The organism is Butyrivibrio sp., assembly GCF_017940685.1.
Lineage (GTDB): Bacteria > Bacillota > Clostridia > Lachnospirales > Lachnospiraceae > Butyrivibrio.
Genome location: NZ_JAGAYD010000265.1, coordinates 1 through 21,445 on the forward strand (window position 1 = coordinate 1; position 21,445 = coordinate 21,445).

19 protein-coding genes are annotated in these 21,445 nt (G+C 45.0%); 15 read left to right on the forward strand and 4 right to left on the reverse strand.

Annotated features, from left to right (window positions below; genetic code table 11):
• Positions 1-964 precede the first annotated feature (964 nt).
• Positions 965-1,609 carry a DUF4867 family protein gene (locus J6I68_RS15805; protein WP_292221693.1) on the reverse strand — a complete coding sequence of 215 codons (645 nt, stop codon included), beginning with the start codon at positions 1,607-1,609 and terminating at the stop codon, positions 965-967.
• A gap of 208 nt (positions 1,610-1,817) precedes the next feature.
• Here J6I68_RS15805 and J6I68_RS15810 point away from each other — a divergent pair, with 208 nt between their 5' ends.
• The 9 genes from J6I68_RS15810 to J6I68_RS15850 all read left to right on the forward strand — a co-directional run bounded on the left by J6I68_RS15810 (position 1,818) and on the right by J6I68_RS15850 (position 13,440).
• Complete coding sequence (locus tag J6I68_RS15810) at positions 1,818-5,489, forward strand: HD domain-containing phosphohydrolase (RefSeq protein WP_292221695.1); 3,672 nt, start codon at positions 1,818-1,820, stop codon at positions 5,487-5,489.
• The gene (locus tag J6I68_RS15815; RefSeq protein WP_292221697.1) at positions 5,486-6,682 is read left to right on the forward strand and encodes a BMP family ABC transporter substrate-binding protein; all 1,197 of its coding nucleotides are present in this window, start codon (positions 5,486-5,488) and stop codon (positions 6,680-6,682) included. Before J6I68_RS15810 ends, J6I68_RS15815 begins: the two co-directional genes overlap by 4 nt.
• A 111-nt stretch (positions 6,683-6,793) precedes the next feature.
• Entirely contained in the window at positions 6,794-8,380 is a 1,587-nt protein-coding gene (locus J6I68_RS15820) for a TolB family protein (RefSeq protein WP_292221699.1), read from the forward strand.
• 8 nt (positions 8,381-8,388) lie between these two features.
• The gene (locus J6I68_RS15825) at positions 8,389-8,985 is read left to right on the forward strand and encodes a 5' nucleotidase, NT5C type (RefSeq protein ID WP_292202589.1); all 597 of its coding nucleotides are present in this window, start codon (positions 8,389-8,391) and stop codon (positions 8,983-8,985) included.
• 20 nt (positions 8,986-9,005) lie between these two features.
• Positions 9,006-9,224 carry a hypothetical protein gene (locus tag J6I68_RS15830; protein WP_292221700.1) on the forward strand — a complete coding sequence of 73 codons (219 nt, stop codon included), beginning with the start codon at positions 9,006-9,008 and terminating at the stop codon, positions 9,222-9,224.
• The gene (locus J6I68_RS15835; RefSeq protein ID WP_292221701.1) at positions 9,193-10,140 is read left to right on the forward strand and encodes an RluA family pseudouridine synthase; all 948 of its coding nucleotides are present in this window, start codon (positions 9,193-9,195) and stop codon (positions 10,138-10,140) included. Before J6I68_RS15830 ends, J6I68_RS15835 begins: the two co-directional genes overlap by 32 nt.
• A gap of 26 nt (positions 10,141-10,166) precedes the next feature.
• Positions 10,167-11,612, forward strand: a complete 1,446-nt coding sequence (gene amrA, locus J6I68_RS15840) for an AmmeMemoRadiSam system protein A (protein WP_292221702.1) — start codon at positions 10,167-10,169, stop codon at positions 11,610-11,612.
• A 21-nt stretch (positions 11,613-11,633) separates the two neighbouring features.
• Positions 11,634-12,479: an AmmeMemoRadiSam system radical SAM enzyme gene (gene amrS / locus J6I68_RS15845; protein WP_292221704.1), complete on the forward strand. Its 846-nt coding sequence runs from the start codon at positions 11,634-11,636 to the stop codon at positions 12,477-12,479.
• A gap of 43 nt (positions 12,480-12,522) precedes the next feature.
• Positions 12,523-13,440, forward strand: a complete 918-nt coding sequence (locus J6I68_RS15850) for a DUF7916 family protein (RefSeq protein ID WP_292221713.1) — start codon at positions 12,523-12,525, stop codon at positions 13,438-13,440.
• Positions 13,441-13,446: 6 nt separating this feature from the next.
• On the opposite strand, the gene J6I68_RS15855 is transcribed toward J6I68_RS15850, so the two are convergent.
• Positions 13,447-13,689 carry a GIY-YIG nuclease family protein gene (locus J6I68_RS15855; RefSeq protein ID WP_292221716.1) on the reverse strand — a complete coding sequence of 81 codons (243 nt, stop codon included), beginning with the start codon at positions 13,687-13,689 and terminating at the stop codon, positions 13,447-13,449.
• Positions 13,690-13,708: 19 nt separating this feature from the next.
• The gene (locus tag J6I68_RS15860; protein ID WP_292221717.1) at positions 13,709-14,494 is read right to left on the reverse strand and encodes a dienelactone hydrolase family protein; all 786 of its coding nucleotides are present in this window, start codon (positions 14,492-14,494) and stop codon (positions 13,709-13,711) included.
• Between the two features lie 55 nt (positions 14,495-14,549).
• On the opposite strand from J6I68_RS15860, the gene J6I68_RS15865 reads away from it, so the two are divergent.
• The 6 genes from J6I68_RS15865 (at position 14,550) to J6I68_RS15890 (ending at position 20,216) form a co-directional block, all read left to right on the forward strand.
• Positions 14,550-15,227, forward strand: coding sequence for a DUF4230 domain-containing protein (locus J6I68_RS15865; protein WP_292221719.1), 678 nt, complete (start codon positions 14,550-14,552; stop codon positions 15,225-15,227).
• Positions 15,224-15,949 carry a hypothetical protein gene (locus tag J6I68_RS15870; RefSeq protein WP_292221720.1) on the forward strand — a complete coding sequence of 242 codons (726 nt, stop codon included), beginning with the start codon at positions 15,224-15,226 and terminating at the stop codon, positions 15,947-15,949. Before J6I68_RS15865 ends, J6I68_RS15870 begins: the two co-directional genes overlap by 4 nt.
• A gap of 29 nt (positions 15,950-15,978) precedes the next feature.
• Positions 15,979-17,361, forward strand: a complete 1,383-nt coding sequence (locus tag J6I68_RS15875) for a TrkH family potassium uptake protein (RefSeq protein ID WP_292221721.1) — start codon at positions 15,979-15,981, stop codon at positions 17,359-17,361.
• A 10-nt stretch (positions 17,362-17,371) separates the two neighbouring features.
• The gene (locus J6I68_RS15880) at positions 17,372-18,025 is read left to right on the forward strand and encodes a potassium channel family protein (protein WP_292221722.1); all 654 of its coding nucleotides are present in this window, start codon (positions 17,372-17,374) and stop codon (positions 18,023-18,025) included.
• 141 nt (positions 18,026-18,166) lie between these two features.
• Positions 18,167-19,663, forward strand: coding sequence for an anthranilate synthase component I (gene trpE, locus J6I68_RS15885; protein WP_292221724.1), 1,497 nt, complete (start codon positions 18,167-18,169; stop codon positions 19,661-19,663).
• The gene (locus J6I68_RS15890) at positions 19,647-20,216 is read left to right on the forward strand and encodes an anthranilate synthase component II (RefSeq protein WP_292221725.1); all 570 of its coding nucleotides are present in this window, start codon (positions 19,647-19,649) and stop codon (positions 20,214-20,216) included. Before trpE ends, J6I68_RS15890 begins: the two co-directional genes overlap by 17 nt.
• A gap of 3 nt (positions 20,217-20,219) precedes the next feature.
• Here the strand turns inward: J6I68_RS15890 and J6I68_RS15895 are convergent, their stop codons facing one another.
• Positions 20,220-21,428 carry an MFS transporter gene (locus J6I68_RS15895; RefSeq protein WP_292221727.1) on the reverse strand — a complete coding sequence of 403 codons (1,209 nt, stop codon included), beginning with the start codon at positions 21,426-21,428 and terminating at the stop codon, positions 20,220-20,222.
• Between the last annotated feature and the right edge of the window lie 17 nt (positions 21,429-21,445).

Sequence of the window (21,445 nt, forward strand, 5' to 3'; positions counted from 1 at the left end):
GTGGGTTAAATAGTGGAATTCAGACTGAATGGCTTATTTTCTTATCTCAGTCCGTAAAAAGATGGCCAATATCAATTGTTATTAAATTGTATTACGGACTACATAGTGTTTTTTGAGTGCACAGTCCGTAAAACGGTTTTTTTCAAGGAATTATGCCACTGGATCCGGAAGGAAAGTTACGGACTGCAGGCTCTGAAAGCGGGTTCTGGTCTGAAATTGGATTTTTTTGAGGCTTTTAGCGGGAAATAATGACCTACTGTAGAGCATTTTTCTATGCTATAGTCCGTAATCAAAAAATTTGGCATTTTTTGGACCACATGTTGCGCTCAAAAGCGTTATTCAAAAGTGGGTTTTGGCCAATCTAATACCTTCAATTGATTTCCTTATTATTGGTCCTAGCTTTTTCTGGTCTTGAAGAAAAGAATCAGGGTACTTTAATACCATCGAAAGGGTATGTGGATACTGGTATTAGATTTCTTGCGCTAATTTTTGGGGCTTAAACAAAACCACAACGTGAAATTCATACCCGTCAGCGATGTAAGAGTCGTGGGTATTAGATTTGTTAAAATATCAGGCGATATTTTCGCAAAACCATAATACCTGCAGAAGATAAAGTTGACAATGGTATTATATTGACTCTGTGACGCTGGTCACAGCACGATATATCGCGATGCAGAAGACACTGTGCATCCATAGTGCATAAGCGCAACTAAAACGCATGTGGTAATCCAATTCACTGCCTACAACACCCTATCCATGGCCGCTTGATCACTAAAAAAGTCTGACCGGATGAATGTCAATAGCACCGTGGAATACCGCAGCAGATCGCACAGAATAAGACAAAAGAACCGTCCCCGTGTCTTGGTGCGGTCTGCGAGGATATGCCGCGAAAGGCTATTGAGATTCATCAGATCAGACTTATAATTCAAAAAGCAGCCATGGATAAGCTTATTGCTTATCAAGATCAGGCAAGGTCAGATGCGATATCGATATTTTCACCAGTAATTCCAACCCAAGCGCCGTCCTTAGCTTCGTTTGCTTCGGCGTGAGCAAGGAGCCATTTGTTTGTTGCTGTGAGCATGCGGTCTTCCTGGTTTTTAGCTTCAAATGAAGGCTTGCCTACGTTTGTACCCTTAGGAAGTCCAACAAGAACCTGGAATCCAGAATCCTTGTGAGCCTGGCAAGGTGCATAGTGAAGGGCTGTAGCGTAAACCTCGATCATTGTGCCTGCAGGGCATAGGAAAGCCTTAACCTTGCTGGAGTCGATCTTGTAGTCAACGATCTCTTCTCTCTTAGCAAGAAGGAGAATAAAGTCAGTTGAGCCAAGATTGATCTCAGATGAACGGTGATACTCAAGGCAGTTGAGCTTGGTATTGTGTCCGTTGCACCATCCAAACTGCATATCAGATCCCCCAAAGAGACTGTTTGTGATGGATGCTGCTGCATCAAGAGACTGAAGAGCTGGCTCCTCAGCAACGTAGTCTGTTCCCTCTGGAATAGGAGTCTTGTCCTTAAGTGCCTGTGCAATTGCCTTCTTTTCTTCTTCGTAACCCTCGATGATCCTGCCGTAGTTTGTGAACTCAGGATCGCTTACATTATATATCTTCATACCTGTCTCCCTTCTGAAAAGATATTTTTTCTCATAATCATGATAGAGCCTTGGCGCAGCGTCTGCCAATCATTTGTAGGCAATTTCTTTTCAAAAGTTGCTAGGTCTTTTATTCTTGCAATAAAAATACTACAATATGATTATTGATAAACATAATTGCGTGAGTAATGATTCAGGGATCTGGCTTATTTATGAGGGGATGAGACGTATGAAAGATAAGAAAACCTGGCAGATCGTTCTATTTACTGCAATATGTGTGTGCCTGAACGTGGGGGGAAGATTCTTTGCCGTATGGCTAGGGTTGCCATTATGGATGGATTCTTTTGGTACGGCACTGGCGGCCTTCTTTGGCGGACCAGTTTGCGGCGCCTTAGTTGGCGTTACAGGTAACCTGGCATATTGCGTTATCAGCCGCATGTCAGCGGCGTATTCCATTACAAGTATTGCGCTTGGAATAGTCATAGGTATAGCTGCACGTCAGCGATGGTTTGACCGGTTCTTTGGTTTTATGAGGACCGCCACACTTTGTATGCTGACGGCACTTGTTGTGTCTGTTCCAGTTAATTTCATTTTTGATAACGGTTATACCGGAAATAAATGGGGAAATGGTGTAATCGACTATCTGCTTGAGAGAAACTGGCCTATGTTTGTCTGCGCTGTACTAGGACAGCTTTCCATTGAATTTGCGGATAAACTTCTTACAGTGCTGGCGTTGTACCTGCTTGTCAGAGTAAAGCGCTGGAACAGCCACGAGAGCAGCGAAAAGAAAAAGCTCCAGGGAAATACTGCAAGGGCAGCTATCATGCTGCTTCTTACCTTTGGACTTAGCATGGCTCTTCCTGTTACTTCTGAAGCTTCAACAGGCGCAACTGACGAAAGCGAAGATTATAACGATTATGTTCAGAGCATCTACAGCAGTAACAATGGTCTTCCCTGCGGAGAAGCCAATGACATCACTCAGACCAATGACGGTGTTTTGTGGATAGGTACCTATGCGGGACTTTACCGCTACAACGGCAGAGAATTCAGATGGGTTGATAAATATGATTCTGTAAAGAACGTAAACTGCCTGTATGTAGATGAAGAGGGCCGTCTGTGGATCGGAACCAATGATAACGGTCTTTCGATTGTCATCAGGGAAAAGCTGGTAAATGTGCTGGATCAGTCAGATGGACTGCCTTCCAACTCTGTAAGGTGTATCACCAGGGCATCTGATGGATATTACTATGTTGGAACAACCAGCAGTATGCAGATCATCATGATGAACAATGGCTTAAAAGCCATCAATACCCTTAATGAAGTGAATTACACAGAAAGTATCTGTGCAGATAAAAAAGACCATGTAGCAACCATTACTTCAGATGGACAACTGTTCCTTATGAAGGGCGGCGAGATACTGGATACATTAAAGCTTCCTAGTGAGGAGGAGCTTTTTAACTGCTGTACCTTTGCTCCTACAGGAATACTGATGGTTGGTACTTCTACTGACCACATCTACAGTTATGACGTTTCTTCGGACAAGTTTAAGAAGGTTGGCGTCATGAACTGCAGCAATGTGTCTCACATTAACAATATCAGCTACATAAATGACGGAACGCTGTTCATATCATCAGACAGCGGTGTTTCCTATATAAATAAGAGCGGCTATCACAGTTTAAATACCAATGAGTTCAATAACTCAATTGACAACATGCTATGTGATTATCAGGGAAATCTGTGGTTCACATCTTCAAGACTGGGACTACTGAGGCTGGCAAAATCTCCTTTCAAGGATATCTACGGCTCTATTGGAATGGAGCGAAAGGTTGTAAATGCCATTGTGCTCTGGGAGGGCAATTACTACATCGGTACAGATAGCGGCCTTGATGTGGTTGACAGGGCATGCCACAACCAGATAGAAAATGAACTTACACAAAAGCTTGATGGCAAGCGAATCCGTTGCCTGTATGTGGACAGACAGAACCATCTGTGGGTATGTACTTACGGAAATGGACTTATGGAATACACTGCAGATGGTAAAGAGTGGGAATATAATGCCGATGCCGGTAGCTTTGGCAATAAGGCCCGTGTTGTTACAGGCCTTTCAGATGGGACCATTCTTGCGGCAGGTGACACTGGAATAAGCTACATAAAAGATCACAAGATCACCAAGACAATTGGCCTCCAGGATGGTCTTATAAACTCCATGATCCTGACTTTGACAGAAAGAAAAGACGGAACCATCTTAGCTGGTACAGACGGCGATGGCATTGCAGTTTTAAAGGACGGTCAGGTTGTAGACATGATAACCAGAGACGACGGCCTTAGCAGCGGCGTAATCCTTAGAACTATCAAGGATCCCAAGTCAGAGGGCGTATTTTTGGTTACCAGTAACAGCTTGTGTTATTTAGAGCCAGATCAGACCATAAGGGTTTTTGAAAAGTTCCCGTATTTCAACAACTACGACATCTGGGTAAAGGATGAGGATACTCTGTTTGTTATGTCCAGTGCCGGAATTTACGTGGTAGAGCGAGATGAGCTAGTAGCTGGAGGCGAGATCGCCTGGGAACTTCTTGATGCAAGAAGAGGTCTTGGAACATCTCTTACAGCCAATTCCTGGAACTATTACGACGAGGCCGGGGAGTTGCTTCTTCCCTGCGACACCGGCGTATACATGATAGATGTTGAAAAATACAACAGTGATGTGCGTTCTTACCGTATGCAGCTGGCATCCGTAAAGCTTGATGGCGTATTGCAGCCACCGCTTAGAAAGGGCGCTATTACTGTAGGACAGGGCATCAGCCGTGTTGAACTTGGACCTGAGATATTAAACTATACGATCCAGGAGCCAAATGTAGGCTACTTCCTTGAAGGATACGACACACAGTGGACAATTGTTCCTCAGAACAGCCTTAACAACATCATTTATGTAAATCTGCCAGCAGGAACCTACACCTTCCACCTTGCGATCTTAGACAGCGCAGGAGATAAGGTTTTGGAGGAGAGAACCTTTGAACTGGTAAAAGAAGGCGAATTTTACGAGCAGCCATATTTCTTTTTCTATATGCTGACGATCATGAGCCTTATCATATTCTGGTTTACATGGCTTGTTGTACAAAGACAGATAAATCAGCAGCAGATCAAGATCAATATGGCCAACGAAACAGTCATGGCTATAGCGAACGCCGTCGATGCCAAGGACGTACGTACTCACCAGCATTCTCTTAGAGTTGCTGAGTATTCGGTGCTGATCGCTCAGGAAATGCACATCTTTAAATGGTGGGAAAAAGACAGGATGCTCTCCAACCTTAAAAAGGCGGCACAGATGCATGATATCGGTAAGATCGCCGTTCCTGACAGTGTTCTTAATAAGGTTGGCCGTCTTACGGATGACGAGTATGCCAAGATGAAATCTCATGTTGTAAAGGGTGCTGAGATCCTTAAGGACTTTACCCTTGTTGAACACGTAGAGGAAGGAACCAGATATCACCACGAAAGATATGACGGAAAAGGCTATCCTGACGGACTTAAGGGAGAAGAGATCCCGCTGTTTGGCAGGATCATCGGTGTGGCAGATGCCTTTGATGCCATGACTTCAAACCGTGTATATCGAAACCATATGGATACCGCCTATGTTATGACGGAGATGCTAAGGGGACGAGGAACTCAGTTTGATCCTGCCGCTCTGGATGCATTCTTCAGGCTCCTTGATAAAAAAGTTATCGATCTGGATGCAATCTATGCTCAGAAGAGAGCTGAGATCCAGCAGGCCGGCGAAGAGCAGTCAGAAGAGCTAAAGCGCCGTGTTGAGGAGGATAAAAAGATCCAGGAAGCGGAGATGAAAAACGAATCCAAGGATTCTTCTTCAGAGACTAAGGAAGAGAAAGGAGCAGAGGTATGAAACGAGTATACATAGCAACTTTCCTGACCTGTTTGAGTTTGCTGGCCATCTTTTTAGGATGCTTTAAGTTCTTTAATATCACTGGTAAAAGAGACCACCTGACAATTGGATTTATCTACGATAACGACGAGAGTACACCATATACTTACAACTTTTCACTGGCCAAGGACGCCCTTGAAAAAGAGTATGGGGAGAAGATAACTATTTTGACCAGCAGCAATGTCCTTGATGAGGAGATGGAAGAACCTTTAAGGGAACTGGCAGATCAGGGCTGCGATATCATATTCTTTAACGGCTACAGCGAGCTTGTAGTCAAGCTTGCTCCGGAGTATCCAAATATCCAGTTCTGCCAGACATCTTACATGGATATGTATGGGAAGACGGTTCCGGAAAACTACCACACCTTTAAGGGTGAAGCTTATCAGGGCCGTTATGTAAGCGGAATCGCTGCAGGCATGAAGATAAAACAGATGATAGATGAGGGAATAATATCTGCAGATCAGGCTCTGGTGGGCTTTGTGGCAGCGTTCCCAACATCTGAGGTCATCTCAGGATACACAGCGTTTATTCTGGGAGTAAGATCCATTGTGCCAGAGGCCACAATGAAGGTTAGCTATACCAATACATGGAGTAGTTACGCCCAGGAAAAGAAAGCGGCTCAAAAGCTCGTTGAAGAGGGGTGCGTGATCATATCACAGCACACCGATACCATTGGCCCCGCAATAACCTGCGAAGAGGAGACCACTGAGGAAAGGCCACTGTACTTTGTAGGCTATAATCAGAGTATGTCTGAAGTTGCACCTGCAACAAGTCTTATTACTTCAAGGATATGCTGGGAGCCATATATACTTGGAGCTGTGGACGCTGTCTTTTCAAACAAAACTATAGAGTCCAGGATTTCAGGCAATATTCATGGTACTGATGTCTGTGCCGGCTATGAGCAGGGCTGGGTAGAAGTGGAAGAGCTAAACCATCAGGTTGCTGCTCCTGGAACACAGGAGGCCATGGATAAGGCCGTTGAGCAGTTCAAACGAGGCAACGTTGATTTTGTTTATAAGGGAAATCTTGTTGGCGTTAATCCTGAGGATCCTAGTGATACCTATGACTTAAGTCAGGGATATATAGAAAACGAGAATACATCATATCCTCTGTTCCATTACATTCTTACAGATGTGGTTACAGTGGAGAAATAAGCCCTGTAATTTGCAAAATATGCCAAGTCGCAATAAAATACCTACAATACTACCTGTTGTAGGTATTTTTTGTGCAGGTAGTAAATTTTGTGTGTGGAGCGATGTTTTTAGATGAAAAATAGTACCAAAGGCGCCCTTATTGTCACAGGAATGGCGCTTGTTATGACAGCATCACTGGTGGGTGGATATAAGTTCATAACCCACGTAAGTCCTAAGGTTAAGACAGAGTTTGATAACTATACAAATCCTATAACACAGCAGCTTATCAAGGACTTTGAAATTCCAGAGAAAGAGAAGGAAGAGCCAAAGGAAGAACCTTCCGAATTCTCATATACCGGATCTGTGAAAAGAACTTACGATAGCCCGGTAATCTACCAGAAAGGTGGATATATCTTTAATTCTGATGGGAAAATGCTCACAGATTTCAGAGGCGAAAAGGGAAATGATGTAAGGCTTACAAAAAGCATTGATGGATCCAGGGCTGTTCTTGTAGAAGATGATAAGTGCGTGTATATTGACGCAGACCTCAATACTACAGAGATCTCTAACACCTGTAGGCTCGCTGGAATGAGCTTTGACGGAAAGTATTTCTTTCACCTGGATCAGGAAGGCAGTGGTCAGGCTGTTTATATCCGTGACATCGATAAAGGCGATGACTATTTGATAGCTAAGACTCCGGCCACTTTTAGAAGTGTCTGCATTTCTCCTGACGGAAGGACTTTAGTTTACTCCTTTTACAGCGATAAAACCACGATCTTTGTCCAGGGGATTGATATTCCGGAAACGAAATATGAAACCGATGACTGCAACAGCATCATAACTGTATCCAACGATGGCGAGACTATTTTTTACAGTTCTTATGACAAAGATACTGAATACCACTGCATTCATCAGGGCAAGATCACTGATCTTGGAACCAAGAATTACAGGCATGACTATTTAGACAGGGAATGCAAGCAGATCCTGTATCAGGACAAAAAAGGCAGCGTCAAGTACTATAGGGCAGGAGATAAAAAGCCTGTTACACTGCTTAAAGAGGATGAAGCCAGGATCAAACTTGGATGTGTGGCAGCTCAGCAACAGGATATCTACATGGAAGATTATGTCCTTGATACGGACAGTTTTGCTGATGCTGTGATGATCGAGGCTGATTATAAATGTTATGCACTTTCCGGCAATACACCGGAAGTAGTGGAAATGAGCAAAGGCCTAAGTAAGATTTACTCTTATGAAACCTGTGTAACTCCTGAAGGTCCAGCCTGTATCTGTAAAATTGATGGAGAATATGTAAAGCTTGTTTATGACGGCAAGGATATAAACAGAACGCCGGTCTATGAGTGTGAGAGAACAACGACTGATATTACCTGCAATGACGATCTTACAAAAGTCTGGGTAAGAGACGGCAATAATATTTACTATGTTGAAGAGGGTAAAGAGCCGGTTCTGGTATTTGAGCTTGAAGGTGGTGCAGCTTACACCACATATGACCTTGACTGGGATCCTTCTACCGACAGATGTTGCTTTGTGGTTAGCTCAGTTCTGTACAGTGTGGGAACAACTGCGGACAGCAGAGTTGAGATGAATAACTGCAAGTTCTTTTCATCATATTCAACAAATGAATGTAAGATCCTCACCGTTTATGGTACTGATGGCAATACTTATATTGTGGTAGGCGGACAGGCTTATAAATTACGCTGAGGTGCGACATGAAGATATATATAGATTTTGACGATTGCCTTTGTGAGACAGCAAGGTCTTTTTGCGAGATCGGAAAACGTCTCTACGGCAAGGATGTTCCCTATGAGAGCATCCGTAGCTTTAACCTGCAGGAGTCCTTTGATCTTACAGATGAGCAGTACGAGGAGTTCATGCATGAGGGACACAAACCTGAGGTGATCCTTGGATATGAGGAGACTCCGGGAGCCTCAAGGGTCATAAATGAATGGATCGATCAGGGAAAAGAGGTATTCATAATCACAGGTCGGCCCTACTCGACCTATGAAACCTCCAGGAAATGGCTTGATGATCATGGCCTTTCCAGGGTACAGCTTTTCTTTTTAAATAAATATGGACGAGATTTTTTCTATAAGGACAGCACTTATAACCTTGAACTTGAGGACTACTACAAGATGAAGTTTGATGTGGCTATAGAGGATTCGCCCATGGCATTTAAATTCTTTGACCATCTGCCAGATTTAAAGGTCATGCTCTTTAACAGACCATGGAACGAAGACTGCAAGCTGCCAGGAGATAACTATCACCGGAGCCCTGACTGGGACTGGATCCGGGAGCAGGTCGGATAAAAACATCAAGGAGAGCCAATATGAGATCAGAAGAAGATATCAGAAAAAAGCTTAATGATGAGATCGACGCATACCTTACATGTTCAAAATTCACCGTGGAAGAGCATGCGCACAACATCACTATGCTGGCTTGGGTTCTGGACATTGAGGACGGAGCCTTAAGCGAGATGATAGTGCAATCTGAGGTTTCATTTGGAGGAGAACCGCTTGGATTACAAGACAACCAGGACTACTTATAGCATAAGAGAGATCAAAAGAAAGATTGAGCCTATAGAGGACGGATGCTCTGCAAGAGAGATCATGTCTGAGAGGCTCTTTTTCTCATCCCGGGAAATCTCAAGATGCAAGCAGTTTGAGGACGGGGTAATGGTCAAAAGAGCTGATGATGTGGCCTACAGTCCCATATGGCTAAAGGATATCTTAAGGGCCGGAGATACACTAAAGATCAAGATCTACGAAGATATGGACAACAGCGGGGATGTGATCCCTTCTGACGAAGAAATAGATATTGTTTACGAGGACGAGGACCTGGTGCTGGTAAATAAGCCGGGAGATAAGGTGGTCCACCCATCCTACGCCCACCACCTGGACTCTTTGTCCAACGCCCTTGCCGGGTACTACAAGAAAACCGGGCAAAGGCACATAGTAAGAACCATTGGAAGGCTTGACAGGGAGACTTCGGGACTTCTTATATTTGCAAAGAACAGGCATGCAGCAGCTCTTTTGTCTGACCAGAAGGACAATATGTCGCGGCGAAAAGAGTACCTGGCCCTTGTAGACGGAATCCCTGATAAAAAGCAGGGAACCATAGATGCCCCTATAGGACAGGAAGAAGGAGTTCGGATGATCCGAAAGGTCATGCCAGAGGGGAAGGAAGCCATAACCCACTATCAGGTGGAAAAAGAGTTTGATGGTTACAGCCTTGTAAGGCTCCATCTGGACACCGGAAGGACCCATCAGATAAGGGTTCACATGTCATATATTGGGCATCCGCTGCTTGGGGATAACCTGTACGGAAAAGAGATAAAGGACAGCCATGGGATGACAAGAGCTGCCCTTCACGCTGCCCATCTTGAGTTTATTCAGCCAATAACGGGTAAAGAGCTTAAGTTTGATGCGGATTTTCCTGAAGATATGAAGAGACTTGTTAACTGAATCAGTGCTGGCAAAGGAGGAGAACTATGCCAATAGTAGGAGCTTTTATGGTGCCACACCCGCCCATTATGCTTCCAGAGGTGGGAAGAGGCGAAGAGAAACAGATTGAAGCTACAACCAGGGCCTATAGGCAGGTGGCAGACGAGATTGCGGCGTTAAAGCCAGAGACCATCATCATCTCAAGCCCCCACAGCATCATGTACGCTGACTATTTCCATATTTCTCCAGGGAAATTTGCACATGGTGACATGGGGCGTTTCAGGGCGCCGCAGGTTCGTTTTGACGTGGAGTACGACACGGACCTTGTGGAAGAGATTTGCGCCATTTCAGACTCTTATGGCCAGGAAAATGACGACATAAAGAGCATGGAGATACAGGGGTTTCCTGCAGGGACCATGGGAGAGAGAGACCCTGAGCTGGACCACGGAACCCTTATCCCGCTCTACTACATAAAAGAAAAGTATGACAACTTCAAGATAGTCAGGATCGGGATTTCAGGGCTGTCCCTTCCAATGCACTACGAGATGGGGCAGATCATCCAACAGGCTGTAGAGAAAACCGGCATAAGGGCTGTGTACGTGGCCAGCGGCGACCTTTCCCACAAGATGAAGGAGGATGGTCCTTACGGCTTTGCCAAGGAGGGACCTGAGTACGATAAGAGGATAATGCAGGTTTGCGGAAGCGGAGAGTTTGACAGGCTCCTTGACTTCGATGAAGTATTCTGCGAAAAAGCAGCTGAGTGTGGTCACAGGTCTTTTGTCATGATGGCAGGAGCCCTGGATGGAATAGCGGTTTCGGCAAAAGAGCTCTCCCATGAGGCTACCTTTGGAGTTGGCTACGGTATCTGCACCTTTGAGGTGAAGGGCGAGGATGAGACCAGGCATTTCCTTGAAAAGTGGAGAGAAGATAAAAAGAAGGCCCTTGATGAAAGGCGAAAGGACGAAGACCTTTACGTAAGGCTTGCCAGGTACTCTCTTGAGAGCTACATAACCCTAGGAAAGAGGATAGGTAGAAAAGATATTCAGACAGAGGAATGGAAGGACCTGGACCCGGAGATGTATGAAAGGCGGGCGGGAACTTTTGTGTCCATTCATAAAGACGGGGCGCTAAGGGGCTGCATTGGCACTATTTTGCCAACATGTTCCTGTATTGCTGATGAGATAATGCAAAATGCCATCAGCGCCGGCACCAATGACCCGAGATTTCCAATGATAAAAGAGGACGAGCTTCCATACCTTGAAATGAGTGTTGACGTCCTTGACGAGCCGGAGCCCATAGACGGGCCTGATCAGCTGGACGTTAAGAGATACGGCGTAATTGTGACACACGGAAGGAAAAGGGGGCTGCTTCTTCCAAACCTTGACGGTGTTGACAGCATTAAGCAGCAGATAGACATCGCCCGCCAGAAGGCCGGGATTAGTGAAGACGAAGAGTATTCCCTTGAGCGCTTTGAGGTAATAAGGCATATCTAAGGATTTCCGGGAGGATAATGTATGCCAAAGTGTAATGTCTGCCATAACGGATGTTATTTAAAAGAGGGAGATATAGGGCTGTGTATGGCAAGGATCTGCCGCGATGGGAAGGTGGTTGCAAAAAACTATGGCCAGATCACATCCATTGCCCTTGATCCCATAGAGAAGAAACCTCTAAATCTCTTTTACCCTGGTTCAATGGTGGTATCAGTGGGAAGCTATGGCTGTAATCTAAGGTGCCCATTCTGCCAGAACCATGAGATCTCCTACGATTTTGATAGGGAGTATCCTTATGGCTTTAGGGAGATTTCCCCGGTGGAGCTTGCTGGTATAGCGCTGCAATATAAGGATGAGGGCAATATTGGAGTTGCTTTTACCTATAATGAGCCTCTTGTTGGCTATGAGTATGTGGTTGATGCGGCCATAGAAGTCCACAAGCGGGGAATGAAGACGGTTTTGGTGTCAAACGGAAATGTCTCCAGGGAGGTGGCAGAGGAGGTAATTCCACATATAGACGCCATGAACATAGATCTTAAGGGCTTTACAGACGCCTACTATAGGGATGTTCTTAAGGGCGACCGGGAGATGGTCATGGATTTTATTGAAATGGCTGCAGGGAAGTCACATGTTGAAGTTACAACCTTGGTGGTTCCAGGTTATAACGATACGGAAGTCGAGATAAAAGAGCTGTCAAAGTGGCTTTCATCCCTTGATGGCGGAAGAGGGAAAGAGAGCATAGCGCTGCACCTTAGCAGGTATTTTCCAAGGTTTAAGATGGACGTTCCAGCTACGGATGTTGGGCTTATTTATCATCTAAGGGACGTGGCGGGAAAAGAACTTGATCATGTATTTACAGGAAACTGCTGAAACTTAAGGGATTTTAGATTATACAGGAGGTAGATCACGCATTATGGGAAAAAGAATCTTAAACAGCTTTGCCAGCGATTTTGAGAAGATGGGAAAAACAGAGCTTTTAAATGCCATGGCTGAAAGTGAGGGCAGAACCCTTATTACAGAGTGCATAGGAATGTTCACACCTCAGTGCGAGGATGTATCAAATGCTGAGCTCTGCGCAGCTTTTGGCTCTGACTTTATTCTGTGCAATATCTTTGATGTGTGGAATCCTGATGTAAAGGGACTTCCCGAGCACGCTCCGGAAGATACAGTGCGCCTTATTAAGAGCCTTACAGGCCTTCCTCTTGCTATAAACCTAGAGCCGGGCAAGATCGTTCCTGGATCAGACAACCCATGGGCTCTTTCAAAGGGCCGTGTTGCCAACGCTGAAAACGCAGTGAGGGCAAGGGACATGGGCGTTAACATGATCCTTATTACTGGTAACCCTGGAATAGGTGTCACTAACGAGGGTGTTTTGCAGGCCATCAGGGAAATAAAAGAAGCTGTAGGAGACGATGTCATCATCGCATCAGGTAAGATGCACGCTGCGGGCGTAATAAGTGAAGGGGCTGACGGGATACTTACAATGCAGGATATAGACTCTTTTGCGGAAGCTGGTGCAGATATCATTCTGCTCCCAGCACCAGGTACAGTTCCCGGAATTACCGTGGAATGGGCAAGAGAGAGGGTAAGTTATATTCACAAAAAGGGAAAGCTTTCCATGACGGCAATTGGAACAAGCCAGGAGGGTACAGACGAGGAGACTATCAAGCAGATAGCCCTTATGTGCAAGCAGACGGGAACTGATATCCATCATATAGGAGACAGTGGTCATCCAGGTATTGCAGCGCCAAGGAACATCATGTCCTACAGTATAGCGATCCGCGGTATCAGACACACCTACCACAGGATGGCAGCCAGTGCCAGAAGGTGATAGGTCTTAGGACCTTGCCAGAGCCTCTTTTTCCTTGTGAGTCAGCTGCTTTAGGTGCCACTCACGGCTCATGGCTTCCTCTTTGGTATCAAATTCCTCAAAATAAACAAGCGCAACCGGGAGACGGGCACGAGTGTACTTGGCGCCTTTACCCTGGTTGTGCTTTTCTATACGTTTTTCCAGGTTATTGGTATAACCGCAGTAGTAGCTGCCATCTGCGCACTTAAGAATGTAAGCATAATGTTTCATGGCTATATTATACACCCCTCTAGTTGCTGCGGCTCTGGGAAAACAGCCAGCCCAAGAAAGAATCATCAGTCATTACCACAAAATCTGACTGGTGGTACCCCACAAGAGCGCCTGCTGACAGCATCTCCTGATCGGTAAACTCGGTGAGAGTTACGTCTTTTGCCCCGGCGTTTTTTAAGGTGAAGACCGCAGACCTGCTCACATCTACAGGGATCACGTTGTCATTAGTTGCGTGGGCAAACCAGATGGGAATGTCCTTTATCAGCGAAAGCTTTGTGGTGGAATCCTTGGAGTAGGTAAGGGCAGGACACATGGGGATCGCAGCTGCCACAAACTCCGGGTAATATTCCAGAAACTCTACGGTAGCAAGACCTCCAAAGGAGTTACCGATCACGTAGACTCTGTCTGGGTCAACCTGTTTATTTGTGATAAGGCCTTCTGTTATCTCTTTTACGGCCTTATAAAGGCTCTCTCTGTTTGACTGGACCAGATATACGTTGTTTTCTACTGAAGGCTCTAAAACGTAGCAGGGCCTTACAGACTGGGCATCTGCGCCGGTAAGTGTGGAGTATATCTTTGTATCGTCGATGTTCTCCCCTTCGCCGAAGCCATGGAACACTATCACAATTGGCATATTTTGCCCGTTTTCGGGGGTAAACAGATGGTAGTCAAAAGAAATATCACCATCAGCCCTAAGAGTCTCAGAACCGGAAAATATTGTGTTTTTGCCATATGCTGCACCGCACCCTGTAAGCATCAGGACCATGGCGGCTACAAGCAATCTTAGTATTAGTCTTTTTTCCATAAGAAAATATTACTATAATATGTTTAACAAAACCATTCTTAGCAGGGGGATGCATATGATTGACTTAAAAAAGCCAGCAAACATCATATATCTGTCGGTTATTGCCATAGCGCTTATCGCAAGCCTTGTGCTGATCATAGGCTATAAAGCTGATAAAAAGGAGGCTGCAAGGCAGGATGCTACAATAGTTTCTGAAGAGCCAGGGCAAAAGGAGCCCAAGGTTCTTGTGACCGTAAATGTAGAGACCATCGAGGACGGCCTTAAGAACATGGGAACTCTCATCACTCAGGAGTACTATTTTACCCAGGTTGAGACCTACACCAAGGAGATGAAGGTTTTAAACATCATCCCATCCTCATCGGGCTTTACCTACAGCTACGACGGAACGGTCACAGCAGGGATAGACTTTGAAGGAATAACCATGGAAAAGGACGATGAAACCAAGACTATCACCGTTACAGTTCCTGCCTCTGAGATACAGTCTGTAAATGTGGATACCAGCACCTTTAAGGTATATTCCGAGAAGGATTCCCTCTGGAATCCCATGAAGATTACAGATTACAATGTATCTTTGTCAGAGTTTGAAAATGCTGCAAAAGAGAAGGCTCTAAAGAGCGGAATATTGCAAAAATCCGATGAGCAGGCTAAAACCCTTATCTCTAACTTTATAGGGAACTTCCCTTCAGCTTCAGGTTATACAATAGTCTTTGCAGAAAAAGGAGAAATGCCGTGAATCTTAAAAAAGTGACCATAATAGCAGTATTTCTGCTTATAGCTGTAATCTCTTTTACCAAAATATCACCCTGGGCTTCGGACCCGGAAAGCCACAATTATTCGATCGTGAAGACGGATGATAAAATATCAACCGTTATGGCGCTATCTGGCGGTGCTGCTGCAACTTCAGCCACGTTATCTCTCCTTCCGGGAGACTTTGGAACGCCTATAGCAGAGCAGATGGCGGAGCTTGCCAAGTACTTTCTGATGATACTGAGCGCTCTTTATCTTGAGAAATTCCTTATTACCATTTCGGGATTTATCACCTTTTCTGTTCTGATACCAATTGCATGCATTTTGGTGTGCGTAGCTGTGGTGGTAAAGAGAAGGGATCTTATTGAGATCGCAGTTAAGATCGCTATTGTTGGATTTATCATCTTCCTTATAGTACCTGCAAGTGTTATGATATCTGACATGGTCTATGACACACAGGCAGAGACGGTGGAGAGTACGCTTGATCAGTACAATGAGCTGGATCTGGAAAAGGGCTCTGACTCAGGGCTCCTTAATGAGATAACCACCATAACCACGGATACGGTGGACAGAGTTTCATCGTTCCTGCAGGGACTTTTGGAATCCCTGGCGGTCATGATAGTGACAGCCTGTGCAATTCCCATCATCGTCTTTGTATTTTTGATATGGCTTGTTAAGACCATATTTGGGGTTTCCCCGATAAAATAGCAGCAAGAAGCAGAGGTAACAGGGGAGTAATGTTAAAAAAGCTGATATCAAAAGAATTAAAGATATCTCCGGTTCAGATAATCCCGGCGAGTTTCTTTATCACTATAATGGTGGGAACGCTGATACTTATGCATCCTGCAGCTACGGTTACAGGGCAAAAGACAGATTTTTTAACGGCGCTTTTTACAGCAACCACTTCAATCTGCGTTACGGGACTTGTGGTGGTTGATACCTACGCTCACTGGAGCTTTTTCGGGCAGTTCGTGATCATGGTCCTTGTCCAGATAGGTGGTCTTGGCATGATCGCCATAGCTTCAGCTATCATGCTTCTTGCAAGAAGGAAGTTTTCCCTGACAGACAGGATCCTCCTTCGGGATGCATTTAACCTAAATACAAGCAATCAGCTCCTTACGTTCCTGGTGGATGTGTTTAAGGGAACATTTCTAGTGGAGGCCATAGGAGCTATACTGTACGCCTTTGTTTTCGTGCCGCAGTTTGGCGTAAGGCATGGTCTCTGGTGCGCAGTATTTAACTCCGTATCGGCCTTTTGTAACGCTGGAATGGACGTTATTGGGCCAAACAGCATGGGCAATTACAGAAGTGACCCGATCGTCATGACAGTTACAATGCTTCTTATCGTTATGGGAGGTATTGGTTTTGTTGTCTGGTTTGACATGATGAGCCGGGTTAAAGAGGGCGTATCAAAGAGGTTTTCGCCAGTACTGATCGTAAAGAGACTTTCTGAGCACACCAAGCTTGTTCTTGGTTTTACCTTTGTGCTCATCACTTTTGGAACAATAGCTTTTTTGGCTCTGGAATATAACAATCCAGGAACCATAGGATCCATGAGTCTTGGGGGCAAGCTGGTCAACAGCCTGTTTCAGTCTGTCACCTTGAGAACTGCCGGGTTTACCACGTTTCCGCAGGAAAACTTATCCAAGGCTTCCTGCATGGTTGCCTATGTGTTTATGTTTATAGGCGGCTCACCAATAGGAACAGCTGGCGGAATCAAGACTACGACCTTTTTCCTGCTACTTATGAATGTCAGGTCGTATCTTAAAAATCAGGATGACAACATGGTCTTTCATCACAGGGTTTCAGAGGAATCCATGAGAAAAGCATCAGCCATATTCTTTGTGAGCCTGTTGGCAGTAATGGCCCTGACTACCATTCTGTGCGTAGTGAATCCCGTTCCTTTGGAGGATGCGCTTTATGAGGTTGTAAGTGCCTGCGGAACTGTGGGACTATCTAGAGGCCTTACGTCATCTCTTTTACCAGCCGGAAGGCTCACCATCATCATAGCCATGTACCTTGGAAGAATAGGGCCTATTTCACTGGTAGCTCTTTTCTCCAAAAACAATGAAGATGCAAATAAGATCAAGTATTCCGAGGGTAATTTCTACGTCGGATAAAGGGGATAAAATGAAAAGTTCAAAGAAATCAGTTGCCATATTAGGGCTTGGAAAGTACGGCTGCAGTCTGGCCGAAAATCTGTATAATCTAGGGGAGGATGTGCTGGTAGCGGACATCGACGAGAGAGTCATAAGGGACATGGCGCCCAAGGTTACCAGTGCTGTGTGCGCAGATCTTACTAACGAGGATGAGATCGTAGCTCTCGGCCTTCAGAATATGGATATAGTCATCATCTGTATGGGAGGCAATGTGGCAGCCAGCATCATGTCAGTGACCATCGCCAAGGAGCAGGGGGTTCCCAAGGTTATTGCCAAGGCCTCTTCTCCAAGAATGAAAAATATTCTCAAAAGAGTTGGTGCTGACAAGATAATCGATCCTGAGCTGGAGGGTGGAATCCGCTCAGCAAGGATCCTGGCATCACAGCATATCCATGATTACTTTGAGATTGACGATAATCTGTGCATGGTTGAGCTCTTTCCCAAGAAGGCCTGGGTTGGCCATAATCTCATAGAGCTTGATCTTAGAAAAAAATATGACCTCAACGTGGCTGCCGTCAAGGTCGAGGACCACGATTGGGGATATGTAGATCCAAACCGTAGGCTTGAGGAGACAGATCTTTTGATGGTTCTTCTTGAGAAAAAAGATATCAACAAGTGGAGATAAAAATGCAGGATGCATTCAATAGAAGCGGCTATGGACCAGCGTTATTTTGTTTACAGTCTAGGCGGAACCACAAAAGTGGTTTCGCTTTTTTGATAAACCCCGTATAATAAAAAAATGAATATTTATACGTTGGGGGAATATATGAAGCAGACATCTATTGAAGAGATCAGTAAGATCGCATCAGAGGGCAGTTACAGGCTCATTCCGGTTATCAGGCAGATTCTGTCGGATGTGGCAACTCCTGTGCAGGTTATGAGAAAGCTCCTTAATGTGAGTAGCCATTGCTTTCTTTTGGAGAGTGTGGAGGATTCAAGGCAGTGGGGCAGATATTCGTTTCTTGGGTATAACCCTACTATGCAGATATCAAGCAGGGGAAAAGAGACTACAGTTACCCTGGAAGATGGCAGCCAGCAGGTAATGAAGCTTGATAATCCAGGCACATATATAAGAGAGCTCATTGAGAAAAACAAAGCTCCAAAGCTTAAGAATTCGCCTACTTTTACAGGCGGTCTTGTAGGCTATTTTTCTTATGAATACATGCAGTATGCTGAGCCGTCCCTGCATTTTTATTCGTCTAATAAGTATGACTTTTCAGACATGGACCTTATGCTGTTTGAAAATCTCATCTGCTTTGACAATCTTAAGCAGAAGATCCTTTTGATCTCTAATTTAAGAGTTCCTGAGGTGCCTTTAGATGCGGCACTTAAGGATGCATATAACACTGCAAACGCAAAGCTTGATGAGATGGAGAACCTTATCCTTTGCGGCGAGATGAAAAACGTGGAAAAAGGTCATCTTCTTGGGGATATCAAGCCAGTTTTTTCCAAAGAGGAGTACTGCAATAAAGTTGAGAAGGTTAAGGACCACATCTATGAGGGCGATATCTTCCAGATGGTATTGTCAAACCCCATGGAGGCTGACTTTGAAGGAAGCCTGTTTGATACCTACAGGATCCTTCGGACCACCAATCCATCGCCATATATGTTCTATTTTTCCGGAGATACAGAGATCGCAGGGGCTTCACCAGAGACCCTTGTTAAGGTTGAAGATGGCGTGATAAGGACGTTTCCTCTTGCCGGAACAAGGCCAAGGGGAGCCACACTTGAAGAGGATCTGGCTCTTGAAAAAGAGCTTCTTGCAGACGAAAAGGAAAGAGCAGAGCACAACATGCTGGTAGATCTTGGAAGAAATGACCTTGGAAAGCTCTGTGAATTTGGCAGTGTTGAAGTTGAAAAGTACATGTCTATTGAGAGATACTCTCATGTCATGCATATTGGATCTTCGGTAAAAGGTAAGCTGGACTCAAAATATAGCGCTATTGATGCAATTGACGCTGTCCTCCCTGCCGGAACACTGTCAGGAGCACCCAAGATAAGAGCCTGCGAGCTCATCGATGAGCTTGAAGGAATGAAGAGAGGTATTTACGGCGGAGCTATAGGATACGTTGATTTTACCGGGAACCTGGACACCTGCATTGCCATCAGGCTTGCATATAAAAAGAATGGAAAGGTCTTTGTCAGAAGCGGAGCGGGGCTTGTGGCTGATTCTGTTCCGGAGAATGAGTTTACAGAGTGCGTAAATAAGGCAAAGGCAGTGGTAAATGCCATTAAGGAGGCCTGCGATGGTACTGATAATTGATAATTACGACAGCTTTACATATAACCTTTTTCAAATGATAGGTGCCACCACGCCAGATATGAAGGTTGTAAGAAACGATGCAGTATCTATCCAGGATATAAGAGAAATGGCACCTTCAGCCATAGTTCTTTCTCCCGGACCTGGCAAGCCTTCCGACGCAGGAATCTGTGAAGCGGTGGTAAAAGAGCTTGGGGGAGAAATTCCGATCCTTGGCGTATGCCTTGGGCATCAGGCAATCTGCGAGGCCTTTGGAGGAACTGTTTCCTACGCAAAAAAGCTCATGCATGGCAAGCAGTCTGTTGCAAAGGTAGATAATGATTCTGAGCTGTTTTATGGTCTTTCTGACACCACTAAGGTTGCAAGATACCATTCTTTGGCCCTTAAAGAAGAAACCCTTCCTAAATGCCTTAAAGTGACAGCAACAGCAGACGATGGTGAGATTATGGCGGTGCAGCATAAAGACTATCCCATATTTGGACTTCAGTTCCACCCAGAGTCAATAATGACTCCAGATGGAGCAGTGATGCTTCAGAATTTTTTAAATATCAGGTAAGGATTACTGAGAAATGGCCATGTCAGATGGATGTCTTTTCACATAAATAACTAGCGTTATTATAAAGATCATGTCGATGACCAGCACGATAGCTATGCTTGCAATACCTGTGGCAATGCCAAGTTTTTCTGCGATGATGCCCACAATGGCAGGCATTATTATGGATCCAAGGCTTGCGGTTGTAAGGATAAAGCTCCAGGCAAGGCTGTACTTTTTGATAAGATCACCTGCAAAGGATACTGTGGTGGCGTAGATGCCAGCCATTGAAAAGCCAAAACCCATGATGCCAATGACGATAGGCACCGTGCTTTTTGCTGAAATAAGGACAAGGAAGAAGACCACTATTCCGATACCCATGACAGGAAGAAGGTTTTCTTTTTTTACCTTAGTGGACACAAAGGCTGTAAGAAGCCTTCCGCACAGGATCATGACCCACAGTATGCTGGCGGTAGTCTGTGCCAGGTTTGGAGGAAGGAGCCCAGTGTCCTTAAAGTAGGTGATCATCCATCCAATTACGCCCTGCTCAGCGCAGAGATAAAAGAAAAGTGTGCCTATGCAGATGTAGAAAAGAGGCACCTTAAAAAAGCCAAAGACGTCACTTTGAGAGTCCTTTGAAGTCGCCTTATCCTTTGAAGCAGCTTTTTTGGCGCTTTCAGGGATCAGATAGTACATGATAAGGGTGATGACACCGAGGACTACAAGAAGTCCACAGGCATAAACCCAGAAAGAATCATTATTTTTGGTGATCAGCATCAGGATCAGGGGGTATGTAAATGCGCCCACTGCAAAGGATGCATGGAGGCAGTTCAGGGCCCACGCCTGTCCGGTTGCAATCTCATTAATCTTGGTGTTACAGTAATTGCTGGAGGCACCTCTTGCAACTCCTGTTGCAAAGAAAGCAAAGGCCAGAAGGAATTTACTGTTTCCATATAGCATTAAGAGGAACGATAGCGGGAAGAACAGCTCAAATAAAAGGATGCTTTTCTTTCTGCCGATCAGCATTGACAATGCTCCTGAGAAAAAGCTGGAAAAGAGATTTCCCACTGAATGCAGGCTTACTATGAGGCCGCAGAAGGCGTAATCAAGGCCATGGGCATCCCTGAGAAACGGCAGGAGCGAGCCAATTGAAAGGGCAAGCATGCCATTGGTGAGGAATACGCCGTAGCTTAGTGCAAATTGTTTTCTTTTGATGTTGTCGTATAAAGTATTCATAGTGATGATTATATACC